Origin of the sequence: Myceligenerans pegani (genome assembly GCF_014892515.1) — a bacterium.
GTDB lineage: Bacteria > Actinomycetota > Actinomycetes > Actinomycetales > Cellulomonadaceae > Myceligenerans > Myceligenerans pegani.
Genome location: NZ_JADBGR010000111.1, coordinates 37,442 through 55,018, shown reverse-complemented (window position 1 = coordinate 55,018; position 17,577 = coordinate 37,442). Strand labels below are relative to the sequence as shown.

The following is a 17,577-nucleotide window of genomic DNA, read 5'->3' as shown; positions in this document are numbered from 1 at the left end:
GATGACTGTGCACTACACCGAGGGACCCGCCCGCGCGGTGATCCGGGGAGAGACCGTGGTGGTCCTCCCCGACAAGGCCGACGACACCCTGCTGACCGACCTCTGGACCGAGCTGGCCGGCGTCTCCGACGGTGTCGCGGCCGCCCTCGGCGTGCTCACGTCCGTGCCGGGCGGCCTGCGCGCCGTGCCGCCGTTCGCGGTGGTCTCCGTCCAGTCCACGGGTGCCGCGCACGTGGCCGTCCGCGGCTCGGGCGTGGAGGTGACGGTGGCCACGGCCGGCGGACCGGTCCAGGTGACCGGCCAGGACGTCGTGTCCTGGTCGGAGCGTGTCATCGAGGATCCGGCGTCGTTCGTGGTGGGGCTCGCGGCGTCCGGGACGGGCCCCGGGGCGTCGCCGTCCGACGGCGGTCTGCCGGTCGAGTCCGCGGTGGTGCCGGCGGCGTCGGTGCGCCGCGCGCTCACCGCGGACGCGGAGGCGGGCTCGACGTCCGGCGCGCCGGCGACCGCCCCGCCCGTCTCCGGTGAGCCAGACGCGGCCTCGGTCTTCGCGAAGATCCCAGGAGTCGGTGGCGCCCCGGCGACCCCGCCGGTCCCGCCGCCGCCCCCGGCCGAGCCGGTCGGAAGCCCGGGCGACGGGCCCGGTCCGTCGTTCGCCGCGCCCGCGGCGCCGGTGTCGGACAGCCCGGTGCCCGAGGCCACGCAGGTCGGTGGCGACGGCGAGGACGAGTACGAGCACCTGTTCGGCGAGACGATCATGCGCAGCGTCGAGGACGCCGCGGTCCGCGTCTCGGAGGAGGACGACGAGGAGGAGGGCGAGGGCTCGGCCGCTCCCGGGCCCGCGTCTTCCGTCCCGGTGGTGGACCCGGCCCCCGCCCCCGCCGAGCCCGCGGGAGCGCACGCCGCGTCCGGGCCCGCCGACGGAGCGGGCGAGGCCTGGGAAGCGCCGAGCCTGATCTCCGAGATCCCCGGCAGTTTCCCGGGGGCGTCGTCGCCGGCGACGACGGATGGGACCCCGGCCGCCGCGCACCGCGCCGCGGCCGTCGACGAGGTGGAGGAGCCCGACGACCACGACGGCCACACCGTGATGCAGTCCGATCTCGCGGCCCTGCGACGTCCCGGTGGCCCGGCGTCGTCGCCGACGCCCGCCGTCGAGTCGCAGCCGATCTCGGGCGGCGTCCAGATCCTGGCCGTCACGTGCCCGAACGGCCACGCGAACCCGCCCGCGCGCCCGACGTGCCGCACGTGCGGCGAGGCCCTGTCCGGCGAACCGTCGACCGCGGCCCGCCCGCCGCTGGGCCGGCTCGTGGTCACGACCGGATCGGCACAGGCCGGCGCCGCCGGTGCGCGCGGGGAGCAGATCATCCAGCTGGATCGCTCGGTGATCGTGGGCCGCCGCCCGCGGACGTCGACGACGTCCGCGTCGGAGATCCCGCGACTCGTGACCGTGTCCAGTCCCAACCAGGACATCTCCCGCTCGCACCTCGAGATCTCGCTCGAGGAGTGGCACGTGCTGGTCGCGGACATGGCGACGACGAACGGCACCACGCTGATCCGTCCGGGTCAGCCGCCGCGTCGCCTCCACCCGAACGAGAAGGAGATCGTCGCGGACGGCGACGTGGTCGACCTGGGAGACGGTGTGACCCTCAAGTTCGAGGGGATCTGGTGAATCTCCGGATCCTCCGCTGAGCGCACGGTACTTGTGGGGTTCACGCCCCAGAGCCCACGGTCCCGGTGCACTCGACGAGTCCAAGACAGGAAAGGAACCGAGTGAGCAGCAAGCGAGCGCCATCCGCGCCGCCGCAGATCGATGGCTACGAGTTCAAGCGGGTCATCGGTTCGGGGGGCTTCGCGGATGTGTTCCTCTACGAGCAGCAACGACCGCGACGTCAGGTCGCGATCAAGGTGCTGCTCAAGGAGTGGTCGAGCGCCACCCAGCGGGAGACGTTCGATGCCGAGGCCGACCTCATGGCCACGCTCGGCAACCACCCGTCGATCGTGACGATGTACGAGGCGGCAACGGCTGGGGACGGCCGCCCGTACCTGGCGATGGAGTTCTGTTCGCGTCCGAACCTCGGGGCGCGGTACCGCAGCGAGCGGTTCTCCGTCGCCGAGGCGTTGCGGACGACCATCCAGATCGCCGGGGCGGTGGAGACCGCGCACCGCCTGGGCATCCTGCACCGTGACATCAAGCCCGCGAACATCCTGGTCACCCAGTTCGGCCACCCGGCCCTCACCGACTTCGGCATCGCGTCCACGGTGGACCAGGCATCCGCGGCCGAGGGCATGTCCATCCCATGGTCCCCGCCCGAGTCGTTCCAGGACCCGCCGGTCAGCGGGATCGCGACGGACGTGTGGGGCCTGGCCGCCACCTGTTACACGCTGCTGGCCGGCCGGACCCCGTTCGAGGTCCCCGGCGGGTCGAACCGGTCGGCGGACCTGATGGCCCGCATCGAGACCGCGGCGCTTCCGGCGCTCGGCCGGTCGGACGTCCCGCCGTCGCTGGAGCGCGTGCTGGCCACGGCCATGAGCAAGCGGCCCGCCTCCCGCTATCCGACGGCGCTGGCGTTCGCGCGGGCGCTGCAGCAGGTCCAGGTCGAGATGTCGCGCGACATGACGCCGATCGACATCCTCGACGAGTCCGGCCAGATGCACCAGGAGGAGGACGACGAGCAGGACGGCACCAGGTTCCGCAACATCGTCTCGATCGATCCGGGGCAGCAGGCACCGCCGGCCGCGCCGCCGGCGGCCGGGCCGGGCACCTCACCGGGCTTCGTGCCGACCGCCTCGCCTGCGGGCGGCTTCGGCCCGCCCGCCACGACGGGTGCCGGGGCTCCGCCGTACGCCGGGGCGCCGTCGTCGTCCATGAGCCACACCTCGGCGCCCGACCTGCCGTTCGTCGCGGGCGACCGCTCCGGCGTCGGCACCGTCGAGGAGACGGTGGCGCGCACGTCGCTGCCCGCGAGCCAGCGAGGGGCCCAGGAGTACGTCGCGCCGACGCCGCAGGAGGAGGAGCCCAAGCCCAGCCCGTGGCGGCTGGTGGCGCCGATCCTGGGTGTGGTCGCGCTCGTGGGGATAGGGATCCTCGTGTTCCTGCTGAGGCCCTGGGACGCGCCGGCCGACGAGGGGGACGACCCGACGGTCGCCGAGACGGTCGGTGGGGACTTCGGTGACGACATCGTGCCCAACTACCTGGCGCCTCCGCTCCAGCTCGAGGCCGAGCCGGACGGCGATCAGGTGATCGTGACCTGGGAGCGGCCCAACTCCTTCGAGGAGGGCGACCAGTTCGGCTACCGGGTGCGGCGCCTCTCCGACGAGACCACGATCTACGAGCCGCTCGGCAACGAGACGACCGTCACCGTGCCACGGGAGGCCGGTGACACGTGCGTCGAGGTCGTGACGATGCGCGACAACAACGTCTCGGACCCGGCAGAGGCCTGCGTCGCCGCGGAAGGGGCCGGCGGATGAGTTCGCTCTCGATCGAGTTCTGCGGCGAGTGGTTCCGCCCGGAGGGCGACAGCGAGAGCTTCGACATCGGCCGCGAAGGTGACCTCACCGTCGACGACAACCCCTACCTGCACCGCCGCTTCCTGCGCGTGACGCACGAGGACGGGATCTGGTGGCTGTCGAACGTCGGCTCGCTGATCGCCGCCACCGTGTGCGACGCCGGGGGCGGGGTGCAGTCCTGGCTGCCCCCGGGCAACCGGCTGCCCATCGTCTTCCCGAGCACGTCGGTGGTGTTCACGGCAGGCCCCACCACCTACGAGCTCAGCCTGCACCTCGAGGACGCGCCGTACCACGAGATCTCGTCCGACGACGACGACGTCGCCGGGGCCACGACGATCGGCGCCATCCGGTTCACCACGAGCCAGCGCCAGCTCATCGTGGCGCTCGCCGAGCCGATGCTGCGCCGCGAGGGCAGCGGGCTGAGCGAGATCCCGAGCTCCGCGGCCGCTGCCCGGCGGCTCGGCTGGGCCAGCACCCGCTTCAACCGCAAGCTCGACAACGTGTGCGAGAAGCTCGACCGGATCGGGGTCAAGGGCCTGCGCGGCGACTCCGGATCCCAGGCCACCAACCGCAGGGCGCGCCTCGTCGAGTACGCCGTCGCCTCACGCCTGGTGACCGCCGACGACCTGCCCCTGCTCGACCTGAAGGACGACGCCTGACGTGCGGATCAAGCTGACACTCAACCGCCCCGACCAGACCTCCGCGAACGTGGCGGTCACGGCCGATGCGACGGCCACCGTGCGGGACGTGGCCGAGACCCTGTTCTCGGCCGACCCGACGCGCAACGGTGCCGCGGCGCCCGAGAACCTCACCCTTCAGGTGCGCGGCGAGTCCGGGGGCGGCGGCGCCGACAGCCGCGTCCTCCGGCCCGACAGCGACCTCACCCAGGCCGGCCTGCGCTCCGGTTCGACCGTCGAGATCGTCCGGGTCTCCGACCAGTTCATGGTCCCCGGGGCGGACCGCGGCGCCGCGGTCGCCACGCTCCGCGTGATCGAGGGGCCCGACGCCGGCCGCGAGTTCCCCCTCCCCGTCGGGACGTCCTACATCGGCCGGGGCCGCGACATGGACGTGCGGCTCTCCGACAAGCAGACGTCCAAGCGGCACGCCCGCATCGTCGTCGGCGAGTCGATCGAGATCCACGACCTCGACTCCGCGAACGGCCTCGTGATGGGCGGTCAGGCGGTCACCCGGGCGACGGTGACCAGCTCCGACACGATCACCATCGGGAACGACGTCGTCTCGGTCATCGCACTGCACCGGACCACGAGCATCGCGCCCACCAGCCCCGCCGTCGAGTTCAACCGGTCGCCGCGCGTCGTGACCCGGTTCGGCGAGCACGAGATCACGTCGCCGAAGCCGCCCGAGCCGCCGAAGCCCCGCCCACTGCCCTGGCTCGTGATGCTGGTTCCGGTCGTGATGGGTCTCGTGGTGTTCCTCGTCTTCCAGAACCCGCGCATGCTCCTGTTCATGTTCATGGGCCCGATGTTCATGATCGGCATGTGGTGGGACCGGAAGGTCCAGACGAAGAAGGAGTACGAGCAGGCGTCCGAGCGGTTCCTCGAGGCTGTCGAGTACACGAAGGAACGGATCCGCCGTACGCACGCCGTCGAGCGCGCCGTCCGGATCGCCGAGACGCCGTCGCTGGCCGAGGCGATCGACAACGTCCGCCGACTCGGTGGCCTGATGTGGACGCACCGGCCGGAACACCGCGGGTTCCTCACCGTCCGCCTCGGGACCGGGCGTGCGCCCGCACGTACGGGGTTCTCCGAACCTCGGGAGAACGACTGCCTCCCCGAGCACTGGGAGAAGGTGCTCGAACTCAAGCAGCAGTGCGTCTTCATCGACGACGTGCCCTCCGCGGCGGCGCTGCGGTACGGCGGCAGCGTCGGCATCGCCGGCCGGTCCGGCGCCGTCGAGGGCGTCGCTCGGTCCGTGATCCTGCAGATGATCACGCTGCACTCGCCCGCCGAGGTCGTGGTCACGGCGCTCACCTCGAACCGGTCGCGACAGGACTGGGAATGGCTGCAGTGGGCGCCGCACACCGGCTCCCCGCACAGTCCGCTCGGCTCCAGCGACCACCTCGCCGCCGACCCCGGCCAGGGCGCGGCCCTGCTCACCCGGCTCGAGGAACTCATCGAGGCCCGCGGCGTCAAGCTCGACGGCCCGCCGCCCCTGGAGGGCGAGCGCGACCCCGAGAAGGACCGGGAGGAGAAGCCGCCCAGCCCGATCCTCCCGTCGGTCGTGGTGCTCGTGGAGGACGACGCCCCGCTCGAGCGGTCGCGCCTGGTCCGCCTCGTCGAGCGCGGTCCCGCCGCCAACGTGCATGTCGTGTGGGTCGCGCCCACGGTCGAACAACTGCCCGCCGCGTGCCGCACCTTCGTCGTGCTCGACCACGAGGCCGGCGCCGACAGCGCCACGTCCGGCCAGGTGCACTACGGCCTCCTGTCCTTCCCCGTGCGGTGCGAGACCGCCGACCTGGCCACCGCCCACGAGATCGCCCGCATCCTCTCGCCCGTGGTCGACGTCGGCGCTGCCGTCAGCGACGAGACGGATCTCCCGCGGTCGGTGTCGTACCTGGCGCTCGCGGGCACGGAGGTCGCCTCGAACGCCAACAGCATCATCGACCGGTGGAAGGAGAACCTGTCGCTCACACCGCGCGACGGGTCGCCTCCCGTGCGCCGGAAGAACCCGACGAACCTGCGCGGCCTGGTGGGGCACAACGGCATCGAGCCGTTCTACCTCGACCTGCGCACCCAGGGCCCGCACGCCCTGGTGGGCGGTACGACCGGTGCCGGTAAGTCGGAGTTCCTGCAGTCCTGGGTGATGGGCATGGCCGCGGCGCACAGCCCGGACCGCGTGACGTTCCTGTTCGTGGACTACAAGGGTGGCGCGGCGTTCGCCGACTGCGTGCACCTGCCGCACACGGTCGGCCTCGTCACCGATCTGTCGCAGCACCTCGTGCGGCGCGCTCTGTCGTCGCTGCGGGCCGAACTGCACTACCGCGAGCACCTGCTGAACCGGAAGAAGGCGAAGGACCTCGCGTCGCTGGAGAAGACCGGCGACCCCGACGCCCCGCCGAGCCTCATCATCGTGGTCGACGAGTTCGCCGCGCTGGTCGGCGAGGTCCCGGAGTTCGTGGACGGCGTCGTCGACGTCGCCCAGCGCGGCCGGTCCCTCGGACTGCACCTGATCCTGGCCACCCAGCGCCCTGCCGGCGTGATCAAGGACAACCTGCGCGCCAACACGAACCTGCGCATCGCCCTGCGCATGGCGGACGAGTCCGACTCCAAGGACGTGCTCGGAGATGCGATGGCGGCGCACTTCGCGGCGTCGATCCCCGGGCGCGGCGCCGCCAAGACCGGGCCGGGCCGCATCACCACGTTCCAGACCGGGTACGCCGGCGGCTGGACCTCGGACGAGCCGGAACCCGCCCAGATCGACGTCGAGGAGCTGGACTTCGGCGTCGCGCGGAAGTGGGAGATGCCGACGAAGGTGTCCGACGACGGCGGCGACCCCGGCCCCAACGACATCTCCCGGATGGTCCGGACGATGCGCGAGGCGGCCACCATCGCCGGGGTGCCCGAGCCGCGTAAGCCGTGGCTGCCGGAACTCGCCGAGACCTACGACCTGGCCCTGCTGCCCAACCCGCGGACCGACGCCAAACTCCTGCTCGGCGTCCTGGACGATCCGCACGGACAGGCGCAGCCGACCGTGCACTACGAACCGGACCAGGACGGGAACATGGCCGTCTACGGCACCGGCGGTTCCGGGAAGAGCACCACGCTGCGCACGGTCGCGATCTCGGCCGGGCTGACGGTGCGCGGCGGGCCGACCCAGGTGTACGGCATCGACTGCGGTTCGGGCGGCCTGGCGATGCTGGAGAACATGCCGCACGTCGGCGCCATCATCGACGGCGAGGACGAGGAACGGATCACCCGCCTCATGCGGCGGCTGACCGAGGAGCTCGAGTCCCGCTCCGCCCGGTACTCGGAGGTGCGGGCGAACAGCATCGTCGAGTACCGCAAGATCGCGAACCGGCCCGACGAGCCGCGCATCTTCGTCCTCGTGGACGGTTTCGGAGCGTTCCGGGAGTCGTACGAGATCCTCGCGGGACGCGGGTTCTCGATCTTCGGCGCGTTCACGCAGCTCGCCACGGACGGCCGCCCCGTGGGCATCCACATCGTGATGACGGGGGACCGGTCCACGAACATCCCGCCGTCGCTGGCGTCCACGGTGCAGAAGCGCATCGTGCACCGCATGGCGCGGGAGGACGACTACATGATGCTGAACGTGCCCAAGGACGTCCTCGGCCCGACGTCGGCCCCGGGCCGGGCGATCATGTTCGGGCAGGAGGCGCAGATCGCCGTCCTGGGCGGCGACTCGAACGGCGTCGTCCAGTCGCGCGAGGTGGGCAAGCTCGAACAGGCGATGGAGCGCGCGGGGACGCGTCGAGCGCCCGGTGTCGAGCGGCTGTCGGACGACTTCATGCTCAGCGCCCTGCCGCCGACCGTCGGCAACCGGCCCACGATCGGTCTGCGGGATCTGGACATCTCGCCGATCGCTCTCCCGGACCGCTCGCCGTTCATGCTGGCGGGCCCTCCCGGTTCGGGCCGCACGACGACGTTCGTGACGATCGCCACGTCCCTGCGGCGGAGCACCAGGACGCGGCTGGTGTACTTCTCGTCGCGGCGCAGCAGCGTGGGCTCGATGGACCTGTGGGACTCGGTGGCCCAGACCCCCGAGGACGTCCAGGAGGCCGCCAAGGAGCTCACCGAGGCGGTCCAGGCCGACAAGTTCGCCCCCGGCAGTCTCACGGTCATGATCGAGAACTACACCGAGCTGACCGGCACGCCGGCGGAGAAGCCGCTGGAGGCGTTCGTCAAGGCCGCGGTGCGCAAGGACATCATGGTGATCGGCGAATCGGAGTCGTCGACCTGGTCGAAGGCGTTCGCGCTGGCCGGCCCGTTCAAGTCGGGCCGCAACGGCATCCTGATGACGCCGGGCGACATGGAGGGCGACACGCTCATGAACACCCCGCTCGGCCGGCTGCGGCGGAAGGACTTCCCGCCCGGCCGTGGATTCCTCATCAGCGCCGGCCGGCCGGCCAAGATCCACGTCGCGCAGCCCGGGTGACGCGCCCGGGCCGTGCGACGGGGATGGGGAACTCTCCCCATTCCGCAGTGCCACGGGCTCTGGTTGAGTACGTGGTGTCGAAATCAACCGAGGCCGCCCACCAGGGCAGCCACCGACGAAGGAGTAGGGAATGCCGCTTCAGCACAGCGCAGCCAACGTCTCGGGTAGTGACGTCGAGGCAGTCCGGCAGCTGGCCCAGGTTCTGCAGCAGTCGTCGGACCAGATCCGGCAGGCCGGCGAGCAGGTCAACGCGCAGATGCAGCAGACCGAGTGGAACGGCCAGGACGCCTCCCAGTACGAGCAGGAGTGGGACGGCAACATCTTCACGCAGCTGCAGCGGATCGCGGACCAGCTCGTCGAGCACGGCCAGACCGCCGAGCGCAACGCCAGCGAGCAGGAGGGCACCTCGAACGCGCTCTGACGCGTTCGTCCTCGCGGCGTGAACACGATGGGTGCGGTGCCGGTCCGGTGCCGCACCCATCGCGCGTCACGGGAGCACAGGTCAGGAGACGAGATCCACCAGTCCGATCCGGGCGAGCGCGGAGCGCCGGTTCACGCACCGCTGCTCGACCCAGAGGCGGCCGGGAGGGAAGGAGAGGGACATGGTTGGAGACATGCTCGGCCTCGACATCGAGGCCGTCCGGCAGATGGCGAACGTCCTGCGGCAACAGGCCGAGGAGGTGCGCGCCACGGTGCAGGACATCACCGCGCAGCTGGCCGAGACCGACTGGATGGGGCCGGACGCCGACCAGTTCGAGAGCGAATGGACGGGCACCCACGCGGCGAAGCTGAACGAGATCGCCTCGGCGCTCGACACCTTCGCCGGGACGGCCGAGGCCAACGCCGCGGAACAGGAAGGCACCTCGGGCTCGCTCTGAGGGACCGACGCAACCGCCCTGGCGCGGAGGGATGTGAGGAGAAACCATGAGCGGAGGGCTCTATGGTGCCGATATCGAGGCGCTGCGGTCATTCGCCGATCGGGTCGCTCAGGGCGGTGAGACGCTCGGCAACGTCGTCGCCGTCGTCGACTCGGCGATGCCGGCCATCGACGCGTGGAGCGGCCCGGACGGCGAGGAGTTCCGTGCGGAGTGGACCGACGTGCACGCGGTCCGGTTGCGCGAGACGGCGGCCGCGCTGAACGACGTCGCGGCGACGGTGCGCGAGAACGCGGACGATCAGCAGGAGACGTCGGACGACCTGTCCGGCGGTGGTGGCGTGGGCACCGGTGTGGGTGTCGGCGCCGGTGGCGGTGGTGGCGGTGGTGGGTCCGAGGACGACGGCGGGAACCCCCTGACCTCGCCGGGCGCGAACCCGGGGGCCGAGAACAGCAACGACTGGTACGACTACTCCAACAACACCCACAACGGCAGCCAGTGGGGTAGCGAGACTCACACCACGACGGACGAGAACGGCAACACGACGCACCACAACGAGTCGCAGGTGACCCCGTCCGAGAGCGGGAACATCAGCCACACGCTCGCCGAGGGGGAGACCGGCGGCTTCGTGGGCTACGAGAACGGCGTCGAGGGCGATTTCGGCAGCGAGGACGGCTTCCACGGCTCGGGATCGGCCGGTGTGCAGGCCGGCGCCGGGTACGACGCCTCCGGCCAGGTCAGCATCTCGGAGAACGGGCTGGTGGCCGAGGGTCAGGTCGGCGGCAGCGTCGGCGTGGGCGCCAGTGCCGAGGGCCAGGTCGGGTACGGCGAACACCTCTCGGCCGAGGGGTCCGCGTCGGCGCTGGTCGGCGCACGTGCCGAGGCCGATGCCGGGGTGTCCGTCGGTCCGCACGGCATCGGCGCGAGTGCCGGCTTCGATGCCTTCGCCGGCGCGGAGGCCGGTGCCGACGCCGGGGTCAACGTCGCCGGTGTGGAGGCCAACGTCGGCGGAACGGTGTACGCCGGGATCGGCGCGCACGCGGACATCGACGCGAACGTCGGCTGGGACAACGTCGGAGTCAGCGTGGACGTCGGCGCCGCCCTCGGGATCGGCGCGGGCCTCGAGTTCGAGGTCAACTGGTCACCTGCTGACACCGTCGACGCGATCGCCGACGTCGGCGGCGACCTCATCGACGGCGCGGGTGACCTGATCGGGAGCCTCTGACATGGCCGCGGTACAACCTGATTGGATGGAGACATGAGCACAGTCACCTACCCGAGCGAGACCTTCCCGGGCTTCCCCGCCGTGGTCATGGACTGCCCCGAGGGCTGGGTCACGCACTCGGTGCCGCAGGCGCAGATGGCCATCATCCAGGAGCGGCCCGAGGGCGAGTTCCGCCCGAACGTCGTCGTCGTGATCCAGCGGATGGCGCCGAACCAGACCGTCGAGGCCGTGATCGAGCAGGCGGTGGAGAAGTTCCAGGCCACGCCGGGCTACGAGGAGGTGGGCCGGATGGACACGACGTTCGGCGGCCTGCCCGCCGTGCGGATCGAAGGGGCGTGGACCACCGAGCAGACCGGCACGATCGCGCAGGCGCTGCGGATCGCGGTGGTGGAGCACGACGGCGTTCGTGACATGGTCGAGGTCACCGGCACGTGCGCCGGACCGCAGGCCGCGGAGATCTGGCCCCAGGTCCGCGAGATCCAGGACAGCGTCAAGCTGGCGGACCAATGACGGAGCAGGACGACGCCGCGCGGTTCGCGGTCGTCAGCCGCGTGGCCGTACTCGCGCTCGGATTCGTCCTGGCGGCGGTGGCGGTCTGGGCGTTCCTCGCCGGGAACGTGGCACTCGGCATCGTCCTGCTCGTCGTCGTGGGTGTCCTGGCATTCGCCCGCGGGATGTGGACGATGCGGCGCGGCATGAAGGCCGCCGCCTCCGCCCGGGAGAAGGCACAGGTCCCGGAGGCGGCCGTCGCGTCGGCGGCCGCCCCGACCCCGGTCGACCGCGTGGTGGCGGATCTCCTGGGCATGAACAGCGACGGGCTGCCGTACCTCATCGAGGCGTCGCGGACGCCGGGAGGAGCGCGGGTCGACGTGCGCTGGAAGGTCGAGGAGGTGCGCTGGCAGACGCTGTTCGTCAGGGGAAAGCAGGCGTACGCCTGGCGCATGGAGGTCGACCTCGACTCCGCCACCGGGCACTACAAGTTCGTCGAGTACTCCGGGTCCGCATCCGTCCGGGCCGCGATCAGCCCCGGTGGCGGGTTCGTCGCGGGGAACTGGAAATGGACCCGCGGCAAGACCGCCGGGCAGCAGTCCGCGACCTTCGTCGAAGGTGCTGACGGACAGGTCACCACACGGAGCTCGTTCGGCGCACGTACGTCCTGGGAGGGCGGCGTCATGCTCAAGCCGGCCGACGCCAAGGTCCCGGTGTTCACCGTGCTGCGCAACAACGGCTGGCGGCCGCGCTTCGACTGGTTCGGCGCGCGGATCTTCGAGAAGTAGGCACAACGCATCGACGTGATGGGCACGAAGCGCGCGACACGATAGCTTTCACCCGCGCAGCCGGACGGCCCTCGACCCAGGAAGTGAGTGATTCACCATGCGAACCCGACGTTCCCTGCTGGCCGCCCTGGCGGCCGGGGTGCTCGCGTCGACCCTGACCGCCTGCTCGTTCTCCGTGGGCGACCTGGAAGAGGTCGGCGGGGACTCGGCCACGGCCGGGACCGAGAGCACCCAGGACGCCGCGACCGACGAGAGCACGGCGGGTGCGGACTCGGCCGGTGACGCCGCCTCGGGGATGCAGACGATCCAGGCCTCCCACATCACCGCGCAGGTCCCCGCCGACTGGGCGCCCTCCGCCGACGAGGACCCGTGGAAGTACATCCACCAGAAGCCGAACGACCAGGGCGGCGTCGCGGGCCGGATCGCCTTCATGCCGGGCGGCAAGGCGATGGGCGCGCAGGAGTCCGTCGAGTGGTTCATCAGCCAGGTCGAGGGCACCGGGTCCACCGACGACAACTTCGCCCCCATCAACACGCTCCGCACGGACGGCGAGCGGGCGAACACCTCCTACACCTACCAGTCGGGCGGCGAGGCCTACGTGGCCGTGGTCTGGGGCATCACCGACAGCCAGGGAGCGCCCTCCCTGATCCAGCTCTCCGGCGTCGAGAGCGTCATGACGCAGGACTTCGTCTCGCAGGTGGACCAGTCGCTCGAGCTCACCGGCGACTGGCAGGGCTGATCAGCACGGCGATGACCGGTCCGCCCGGCCGGGGGCGCTCGCTGCGCGAGATCGCCGTGTCGTTCGGCGAGGACGCGGAGCGCTACGACCGCACCAGGCCCGGCTATCCGGCCGAGCTGGCCGAGGTCGTGCTGGCCGGCATGGGGCGGGTCGGTGCGGGCCGGGCCCGTGGTGGACCGGTCGGCGCGGGTCCGGCCGGTATCGGACCGGGCCCGGGCCGCCCGCTGCCGATGCCCTCGCCGGCCGGGGCGGGATCGTCCCCGCCAGAGGTGCTGCCTCGGCAGGAGCGGCCCGCGGTCCTGGACGTCGGGATCGGCACCGGCGCCGCCGCGGCGCTGTTCCGCGACGCCGGGTGCCGAATCACCGGGGTCGAGCCCGACGGCCGCATGGCCGCCGTCGCGCGGGCCGCGGGATTCGCGGTCGAGGACGGGCCGTTCGACGACTGGGATCCGGCGGGGCGCGGATACGACGTCGTCGTCTCCGGACAGGCCTGGCACTGGGTGAAGCAGCGCGCGGGCGCCGTCAAGGCCGCCACGGCGCTCCGGCCCGGCGGACGCCTCGCCGTGTTCTGGAACGTCTGCGTCCCGGAACCCGAGGTCGCCGCGGCGCTCGCCGACGTCTACCGCGACGTCGACATGGGGCTGGACTTCGTGCCCTGGGAACGCTCCCCGCTGGGTGGCTACGAGAAGCTCGCGGGAGCCGCCGTCACGGGCATCTGGGGCTCGCGCGCGTTCGGGCCGGTGACCAGGCGCGACATTCCCTGGCAGGTGGAGTTCACCCGCGACGCGTGGGTCGACCAGGTGCCCACGCTGGCCTGGCACGAGCGCCTGTCGCCGGACGCGCTGGAACGCGTCCTGGAGGGCAACGCGCGCGTGGTCGACGCCCTCGGCGGCAGGGTCACGATGCCGTACACGACGCTCACCCTCCTGGCGGACCGTCGCCCGGCCTGAGCGCCGAGCCGCGGGCGACGCCGCGTCCGGGCCGACGACGACGGCCGGGGCCACCTTCGCGCGGAAGGCGGCCCCGGCCGTCGTCGTACCTGGTGTCAGGCCTGGTGCACGCCCTGGCTGATCGTGACCATCTCCTCACGGGGGACGACCTTGATCCGCTCGCGGCCCTCCGCCTCGCCGAGCGCGCGCTCGTGCGCGTCGAGCAGCTCCCAGCCGGACCACTCGATGACCCGCACGCCCTTGTCGGCGAGGAACGCCGTGATGGCGTCGGGGTCGCCCTGCGGGGCGGTACGGCCGCCCTCCAGGTTCCCCTCCGACACGTCGGCGCCGTCGGCAACGCCGACCACGTCCTCGACCAGGTGCTTCACCGTCTCGGACGCGTCCGACTTGGTGTGGCCGATGAGGCCGACCGGGCCGCGCTTGATCCAGCCGGTGGCGTACACGCCGGGCACGTGCTCGCCGTCCATGTCGACGACGCGACCCTCGCGGTTGGAGATGACGCCCTTGTGGTCGTCGAACGGGATCTCGGACAGCGGCGACCCGAAGTAGCCGACCGCCCGGTACACGGCCTGCACCGGGAAGTCGTGGAACTCGCCCGTGCCCTTGACGGTGCCGTCGCCCTGCAGCGCGGTGCGCTCCGTGCGGAAGCCGGTCACCTTGCCGTCCTCGCCGAGCACCTCGGCGGGCTGGTGCAGGAAGTGCAGGTGGATGCGGCGGGAGGCCGTCTTGGTCGACGGGTCGTCGAGGGCCCAGTCGGTGAGGGTCTTGACGACCTGCTTGGTCTGGTTCGACGAGTTGATCGCGGCCTCGGAGCCCTCGTCGAAGTCGTAGTCCTCGGGGTACACGATGATGTCCACGTCCGGGACGTGACCGAGCTCCCGCAGCTCCAGGGGCGAGAACTTCACCTGCGCCGGACCGCGGCGGGCGAACACGTGCACATCGGTCACCGGCGAGGCCTGCAGGCCCTCGTACACGTTCGCCGGGACCTCGGTGGGCAGCAGGTCCTTGGGGTGCTTGGCCAGGATGCGGGCCACGTCGAGGGCGACGTTCCCGGCACCGACGACGGCGATCTCGCGCGCCTCGAGCGGCCACGTGCGGGGCACGTCGGGGTGCCCGTCGTACCAGGACACGAAGTCCGCGGCCCCGTAGGAGCCGTCCAGGTCGGTGCCCGGGATGTTCAGCTCGGCGTCCTTGATGGCGCCGGTGGAGAAGATCACGGCGTCGTAGAACTGCCGCAGGTCCTCGAGCTTGACGTCCGTGCCGAAATCCACGTTCGCCAGCAGGCGGATGTCACCGCGGGAGAGGACCTTGTGAAGCGCCACGATGATCTGCTTGATGCGCGGGTGATCCGGCGCAACGCCGTACCTGACCAGCCCGAACGGCGCCGGGAGGCGCTCGAACAGGTCGATCGAGACGTCGAGGTCGGTCTTGGACAGGATGTCGCTCGCATAGATGCCGGCGGGTCCGGCACCGACGACGGCGACGCGCAAAGGTCGGGTGCTCACGAAGAGGCGCCTTCCGGTCGAGGGACTGTACACAATCGAAGGCCAGGAGCGATTCTACCGACCGGGTAAGGCTCGGCTCACCCCACGCCCAGGGGGCGGACGTGGCGTTCCTGTGAGGATCGTCCCTCGGATCCCCCAGCTCCCTCAGGAGCCGGGCCGGTGTCCCTGCCCGCGCTCGCGTTCCGCCCGGGCCGCGCGACGGCGGAGTTCGGCACGGTCCAGCGCGTTGTAGATCGCGTCGTACCCGGCGATGCCCAGTGCCACGACGCCGAGCACGCCCGCGATCACGCCGACCGGGACCAGGGTGAGCGCGACGCAGACCACAGCGACGACGACCAGGCCGAGGCCGGTCCAGAGGCTCCACCTGCCGAGGCCGCTCATGCGGGGATCATCTCCGTGGGGAGGGCGCGCAGTCCGCGCGGCCCGACCTCCTGGAGCGTGTAGGTCACCGGCGTCCCGTCGCCGTCGTGCTCGCTGCCGCGCAGCACGTGGACGCCGTGCGGCCCCGCGTAGACGGACGCGTTGAGCAGCGTGTCGCTCCCTCGGCGCACACCGGACACGATGCTCACCGCCACGGCCTCGTTGAGCTGGGGCAGGCGGGGGACGGCGCTCTCGAACGCCTCCGCCGAGTAGCTCTTCGGCGAGGAACTCATCGCGGCCGTTCCCGTCGGATCGAAGAACTTCTCGAACCGCTCACCCAGCAGCGCCGCGGGGTACACCGAGAAGACGTGGTGTCCCGAGCCGGAGATCTCCTCCTCGAGCACCGTGGACCTGCCGCCCTCGATGTGGACGTAGGCGAACAGCCAGTCCTTGCCGTTCGAGCTCGTACGCTCCACCGAGAGGATCTCCTGGGCGGAACGCCGGAGCACCAGCGGCCCGGTGATCCCCGGGTGCGCCGTGATCTTGACGCTGCCGTCGTCGGTGTCGACGGGCTGCACCAGCTCCCGCGAGAGCATCGACCGCAGCGCCACCCTGCCCATCAGGGACCGGTCGCCGCCGGTCTGGGCATCCATCCACGGGGTGGGCACGAGCTGTTCGTTCTCGAGCCCGTCGAGGATCGCCACCTCCTCGTCCGTGAGGATCACCACACCGACGACCTCGCCGTCCCGTGCCTGTGCCAGAGTCGCCCGCGCGGCCTGGACGTCGTCCTCCGAGAACGTCATCGCATTCTGCTCGCTCATCAGAACAACCCTCCCACAAAGTCGCCGACGGCCCCGGCAGCGTCGCCGATCGCGTCACCGACGTCGCTCGCCACGTCTCCGACGGCGTCGACGGCATCACCCGCGAAGTCGGTGACGGCGTCCAGCCCGTCCGCGAGATAGGGCAGCGGATCGGAGACGAATCCGGAGATGGCGTCCCAGTTGTCGTAGATCAGGTTGCCGAGCTCCCACGCACCGACGACGAGCCCCGCACCGACGGCGATACCGATCCCGACGGGGCCGGTGAACGCCGCCGCACCCATGAACATGCCGATCGTGGCCACGCCACCGACGGCGCCGATGCCGCCCATGACCCGGTCGACCCCGCCGCGCCAGCCGTCGTACCGCGGGTTGAACATCTGGTTGACCCCGCCGATCACGCCGAAGGCGCCTCCGGCGATGCCCGCGTACCTGCCGAACGTGCCGAGCCTGCCGACGATGCCCATCCCGTCGGCGAGCATTCCCTGCCGGATGAAGGTCGTCGCGGCGGCGGCCGCATCGCCGGCGGTGTCGAGCGCGCGGGTGAGATTGAGCAGATTGCGGCCGTACTTGAACGCCTTCCACGCGGCCCCGCCGGCGCCGATCGCGGCCCAGCCGGTCTCGAGCACGTCGAAGACGCTGCCCGGCCGGTCGGAGCCGCCGACGGCGCCGACACCGCTGCCGATACCTCCGGCGCCGCCGCCACCCAGGTTCTCCGACGTCGCGTCCTGCTCGTCGGCGTTGCTGCGCGCGGTCTCGGCCGCATCCGCCAGGGCCTGGGCCGACGCCGTGAGCGCAGGGCTGTGGGTGCTGTACCACTCGTCCCGGAAGCTCTCGGCGTCCGGACCGCTCCACTGCCCGGGATCCGGCATGGCCGACTCCACGACCCCGACGACGCCGTTCAGCGTCTCGCTGCCCTGGGCGATCCGGTCCGCGAGCCGCCGCAGCGCCTCGATGTCGGCGCCGTACAGGTTGCCGCTCAACCACGCCTCCTCTCACCTGTGCAGGTACATCATGCCCGGCGAACAGGGGCCGATCTACCTACTTCTCCGACATGTACCCAAGCAGCCCGCCCACCGACGGGCCATGGGTAGCGTTCCCCATGGCCGCTCGCCGACCGGGTCCCGCGTACACCGTCCGTGAACGCTCGGGAACCCTTCGCCGCGACGAGCCGTTCAGCGGGGTGGGTGG

15 protein-coding genes are annotated in these 17,577 nt (G+C 71.6%); 11 read left to right on the top strand and 4 right to left on the bottom strand.

The window, feature by feature from the left end:
* Nucleotide 1: 1 nt before the first annotated feature.
* From IIE03_RS24600 to IIE03_RS24550, 11 genes are all read left to right on the top strand, one after another.
* Nucleotides 2-1,666 (top strand): FHA domain-containing protein, encoded by a 1,665-nt coding sequence (locus IIE03_RS24600; protein ID WP_192865435.1) that lies wholly within the window; start codon nucleotides 2-4, stop codon nucleotides 1,664-1,666.
* Between the two features lie 101 nt (nucleotides 1,667-1,767).
* Nucleotides 1,768-3,465: a serine/threonine-protein kinase gene (locus IIE03_RS24595; RefSeq protein WP_192865434.1), complete on the top strand. Its 1,698-nt coding sequence runs from the start codon at nucleotides 1,768-1,770 to the stop codon at nucleotides 3,463-3,465.
* Nucleotides 3,462-4,163: a hypothetical protein gene (locus IIE03_RS24590; RefSeq protein ID WP_192865433.1), complete on the top strand. Its 702-nt coding sequence runs from the start codon at nucleotides 3,462-3,464 to the stop codon at nucleotides 4,161-4,163. The genes IIE03_RS24595 and IIE03_RS24590 overlap by 4 nt, the downstream gene beginning before the upstream one ends.
* A 1-nt stretch (nucleotide 4,164) precedes the next feature.
* On the top strand, nucleotides 4,165-8,637 hold the full coding sequence (locus IIE03_RS24585; protein WP_192865432.1) for an FtsK/SpoIIIE domain-containing protein: 4,473 nt from the start codon (nucleotides 4,165-4,167) through the stop codon (nucleotides 8,635-8,637).
* Nucleotides 8,638-8,767: 130 nt separating this feature from the next.
* Nucleotides 8,768-9,058 (top strand): WXG100 family type VII secretion target, encoded by a 291-nt coding sequence (locus tag IIE03_RS24580; protein WP_192865431.1) that lies wholly within the window; start codon nucleotides 8,768-8,770, stop codon nucleotides 9,056-9,058.
* A gap of 181 nt (nucleotides 9,059-9,239) precedes the next feature.
* A complete protein-coding gene (locus IIE03_RS24575) occupies nucleotides 9,240-9,515 on the top strand; it encodes a WXG100 family type VII secretion target (protein ID WP_192865430.1) in 276 nt (91 codons plus the stop codon).
* A gap of 46 nt (nucleotides 9,516-9,561) precedes the next feature.
* The gene (locus tag IIE03_RS24570; RefSeq protein ID WP_192865429.1) at nucleotides 9,562-10,737 is read left to right on the top strand and encodes a WXG100 family type VII secretion target; all 1,176 of its coding nucleotides are present in this window, start codon (nucleotides 9,562-9,564) and stop codon (nucleotides 10,735-10,737) included.
* Nucleotides 10,738-10,770: 33 nt separating this feature from the next.
* Entirely contained in the window at nucleotides 10,771-11,247 is a 477-nt protein-coding gene (locus tag IIE03_RS24565; protein WP_192865428.1) for an LpqN/LpqT family lipoprotein, read from the top strand.
* On the top strand, nucleotides 11,244-12,014 hold the full coding sequence (locus IIE03_RS24560) for a hypothetical protein (RefSeq protein ID WP_192865427.1): 771 nt from the start codon (nucleotides 11,244-11,246) through the stop codon (nucleotides 12,012-12,014). Before IIE03_RS24565 ends, IIE03_RS24560 begins: the two co-directional genes overlap by 4 nt.
* 97 nt (nucleotides 12,015-12,111) lie before the next feature.
* Nucleotides 12,112-12,753 (top strand): hypothetical protein, encoded by a 642-nt coding sequence (locus tag IIE03_RS24555; RefSeq protein WP_192865426.1) that lies wholly within the window; start codon nucleotides 12,112-12,114, stop codon nucleotides 12,751-12,753.
* A gap of 11 nt (nucleotides 12,754-12,764) precedes the next feature.
* On the top strand, nucleotides 12,765-13,703 hold the full coding sequence (locus tag IIE03_RS24550; protein WP_192865425.1) for a class I SAM-dependent methyltransferase: 939 nt from the start codon (nucleotides 12,765-12,767) through the stop codon (nucleotides 13,701-13,703).
* Nucleotides 13,704-13,798: 95 nt separating this feature from the next.
* Here IIE03_RS24550 and IIE03_RS24545 read toward each other — a convergent pair whose 3' ends face one another.
* The 4 genes from IIE03_RS24545 to IIE03_RS24530 all read right to left on the bottom strand — a co-directional run bounded on the left by IIE03_RS24545 (nucleotide 13,799) and on the right by IIE03_RS24530 (nucleotide 17,369).
* Entirely contained in the window at nucleotides 13,799-15,208 is a 1,410-nt protein-coding gene (locus IIE03_RS24545) for an FAD-dependent oxidoreductase (RefSeq protein WP_192865424.1), read from the bottom strand.
* 144 nt (nucleotides 15,209-15,352) lie between these two features.
* Nucleotides 15,353-15,589 carry a hypothetical protein gene (locus IIE03_RS24540; protein WP_192865423.1) on the bottom strand — a complete coding sequence of 79 codons (237 nt, stop codon included), beginning with the start codon at nucleotides 15,587-15,589 and terminating at the stop codon, nucleotides 15,353-15,355.
* Nucleotides 15,586-16,389, bottom strand: a complete 804-nt coding sequence (locus IIE03_RS24535; RefSeq protein ID WP_192865422.1) for a hypothetical protein — start codon at nucleotides 16,387-16,389, stop codon at nucleotides 15,586-15,588. The genes IIE03_RS24540 and IIE03_RS24535 overlap by 4 nt, the downstream gene beginning before the upstream one ends.
* Complete coding sequence (locus IIE03_RS24530; protein WP_192865421.1) at nucleotides 16,389-17,369, bottom strand: WXG100 family type VII secretion target; 981 nt, start codon at nucleotides 17,367-17,369, stop codon at nucleotides 16,389-16,391. The genes IIE03_RS24535 and IIE03_RS24530 overlap by 1 nt, the downstream gene beginning before the upstream one ends.
* Between the last annotated feature and the right edge of the window lie 208 nt (nucleotides 17,370-17,577).

Excerpts from the sequence above, each read along its gene's own strand:
- IIE03_RS24580 (WP_192865431.1), top strand. The coding sequence starts at position 8,768 with ATGCCGCTTCAGCACAGCGCAGCCAACGTCTCGGGTAGTGACGTCGAG.
- IIE03_RS24600 (WP_192865435.1), top strand. The coding sequence starts at position 2 with ATGACTGTGCACTACACCGAGGGACCCGCCCGCGCGGTGATCCGGGGA.
- IIE03_RS24550 (WP_192865425.1), top strand. The coding sequence starts at position 12,765 with ATGACCGGTCCGCCCGGCCGGGGGCGCTCGCTGCGCGAGATCGCCGTG.
- IIE03_RS24575 (WP_192865430.1), top strand. The coding sequence starts at position 9,240 with ATGGTTGGAGACATGCTCGGCCTCGACATCGAGGCCGTCCGGCAGATG.
- IIE03_RS24570 (WP_192865429.1), top strand. The coding sequence starts at position 9,562 with ATGAGCGGAGGGCTCTATGGTGCCGATATCGAGGCGCTGCGGTCATTC.
- IIE03_RS24560 (WP_192865427.1), top strand. The coding sequence starts at position 11,244 with ATGACGGAGCAGGACGACGCCGCGCGGTTCGCGGTCGTCAGCCGCGTG.
- IIE03_RS24565 (WP_192865428.1), top strand. The coding sequence starts at position 10,771 with ATGAGCACAGTCACCTACCCGAGCGAGACCTTCCCGGGCTTCCCCGCC.
- IIE03_RS24555 (WP_192865426.1), top strand. The coding sequence starts at position 12,112 with ATGCGAACCCGACGTTCCCTGCTGGCCGCCCTGGCGGCCGGGGTGCTC.
- IIE03_RS24535 (WP_192865422.1), bottom strand. The coding sequence starts at position 16,389 with ATGAGCGAGCAGAATGCGATGACGTTCTCGGAGGACGACGTCCAGGCC.
- IIE03_RS24540 (WP_192865423.1), bottom strand. The coding sequence starts at position 15,589 with ATGAGCGGCCTCGGCAGGTGGAGCCTCTGGACCGGCCTCGGCCTGGTC.
- IIE03_RS24590 (WP_192865433.1), top strand. The coding sequence starts at position 3,462 with ATGAGTTCGCTCTCGATCGAGTTCTGCGGCGAGTGGTTCCGCCCGGAG.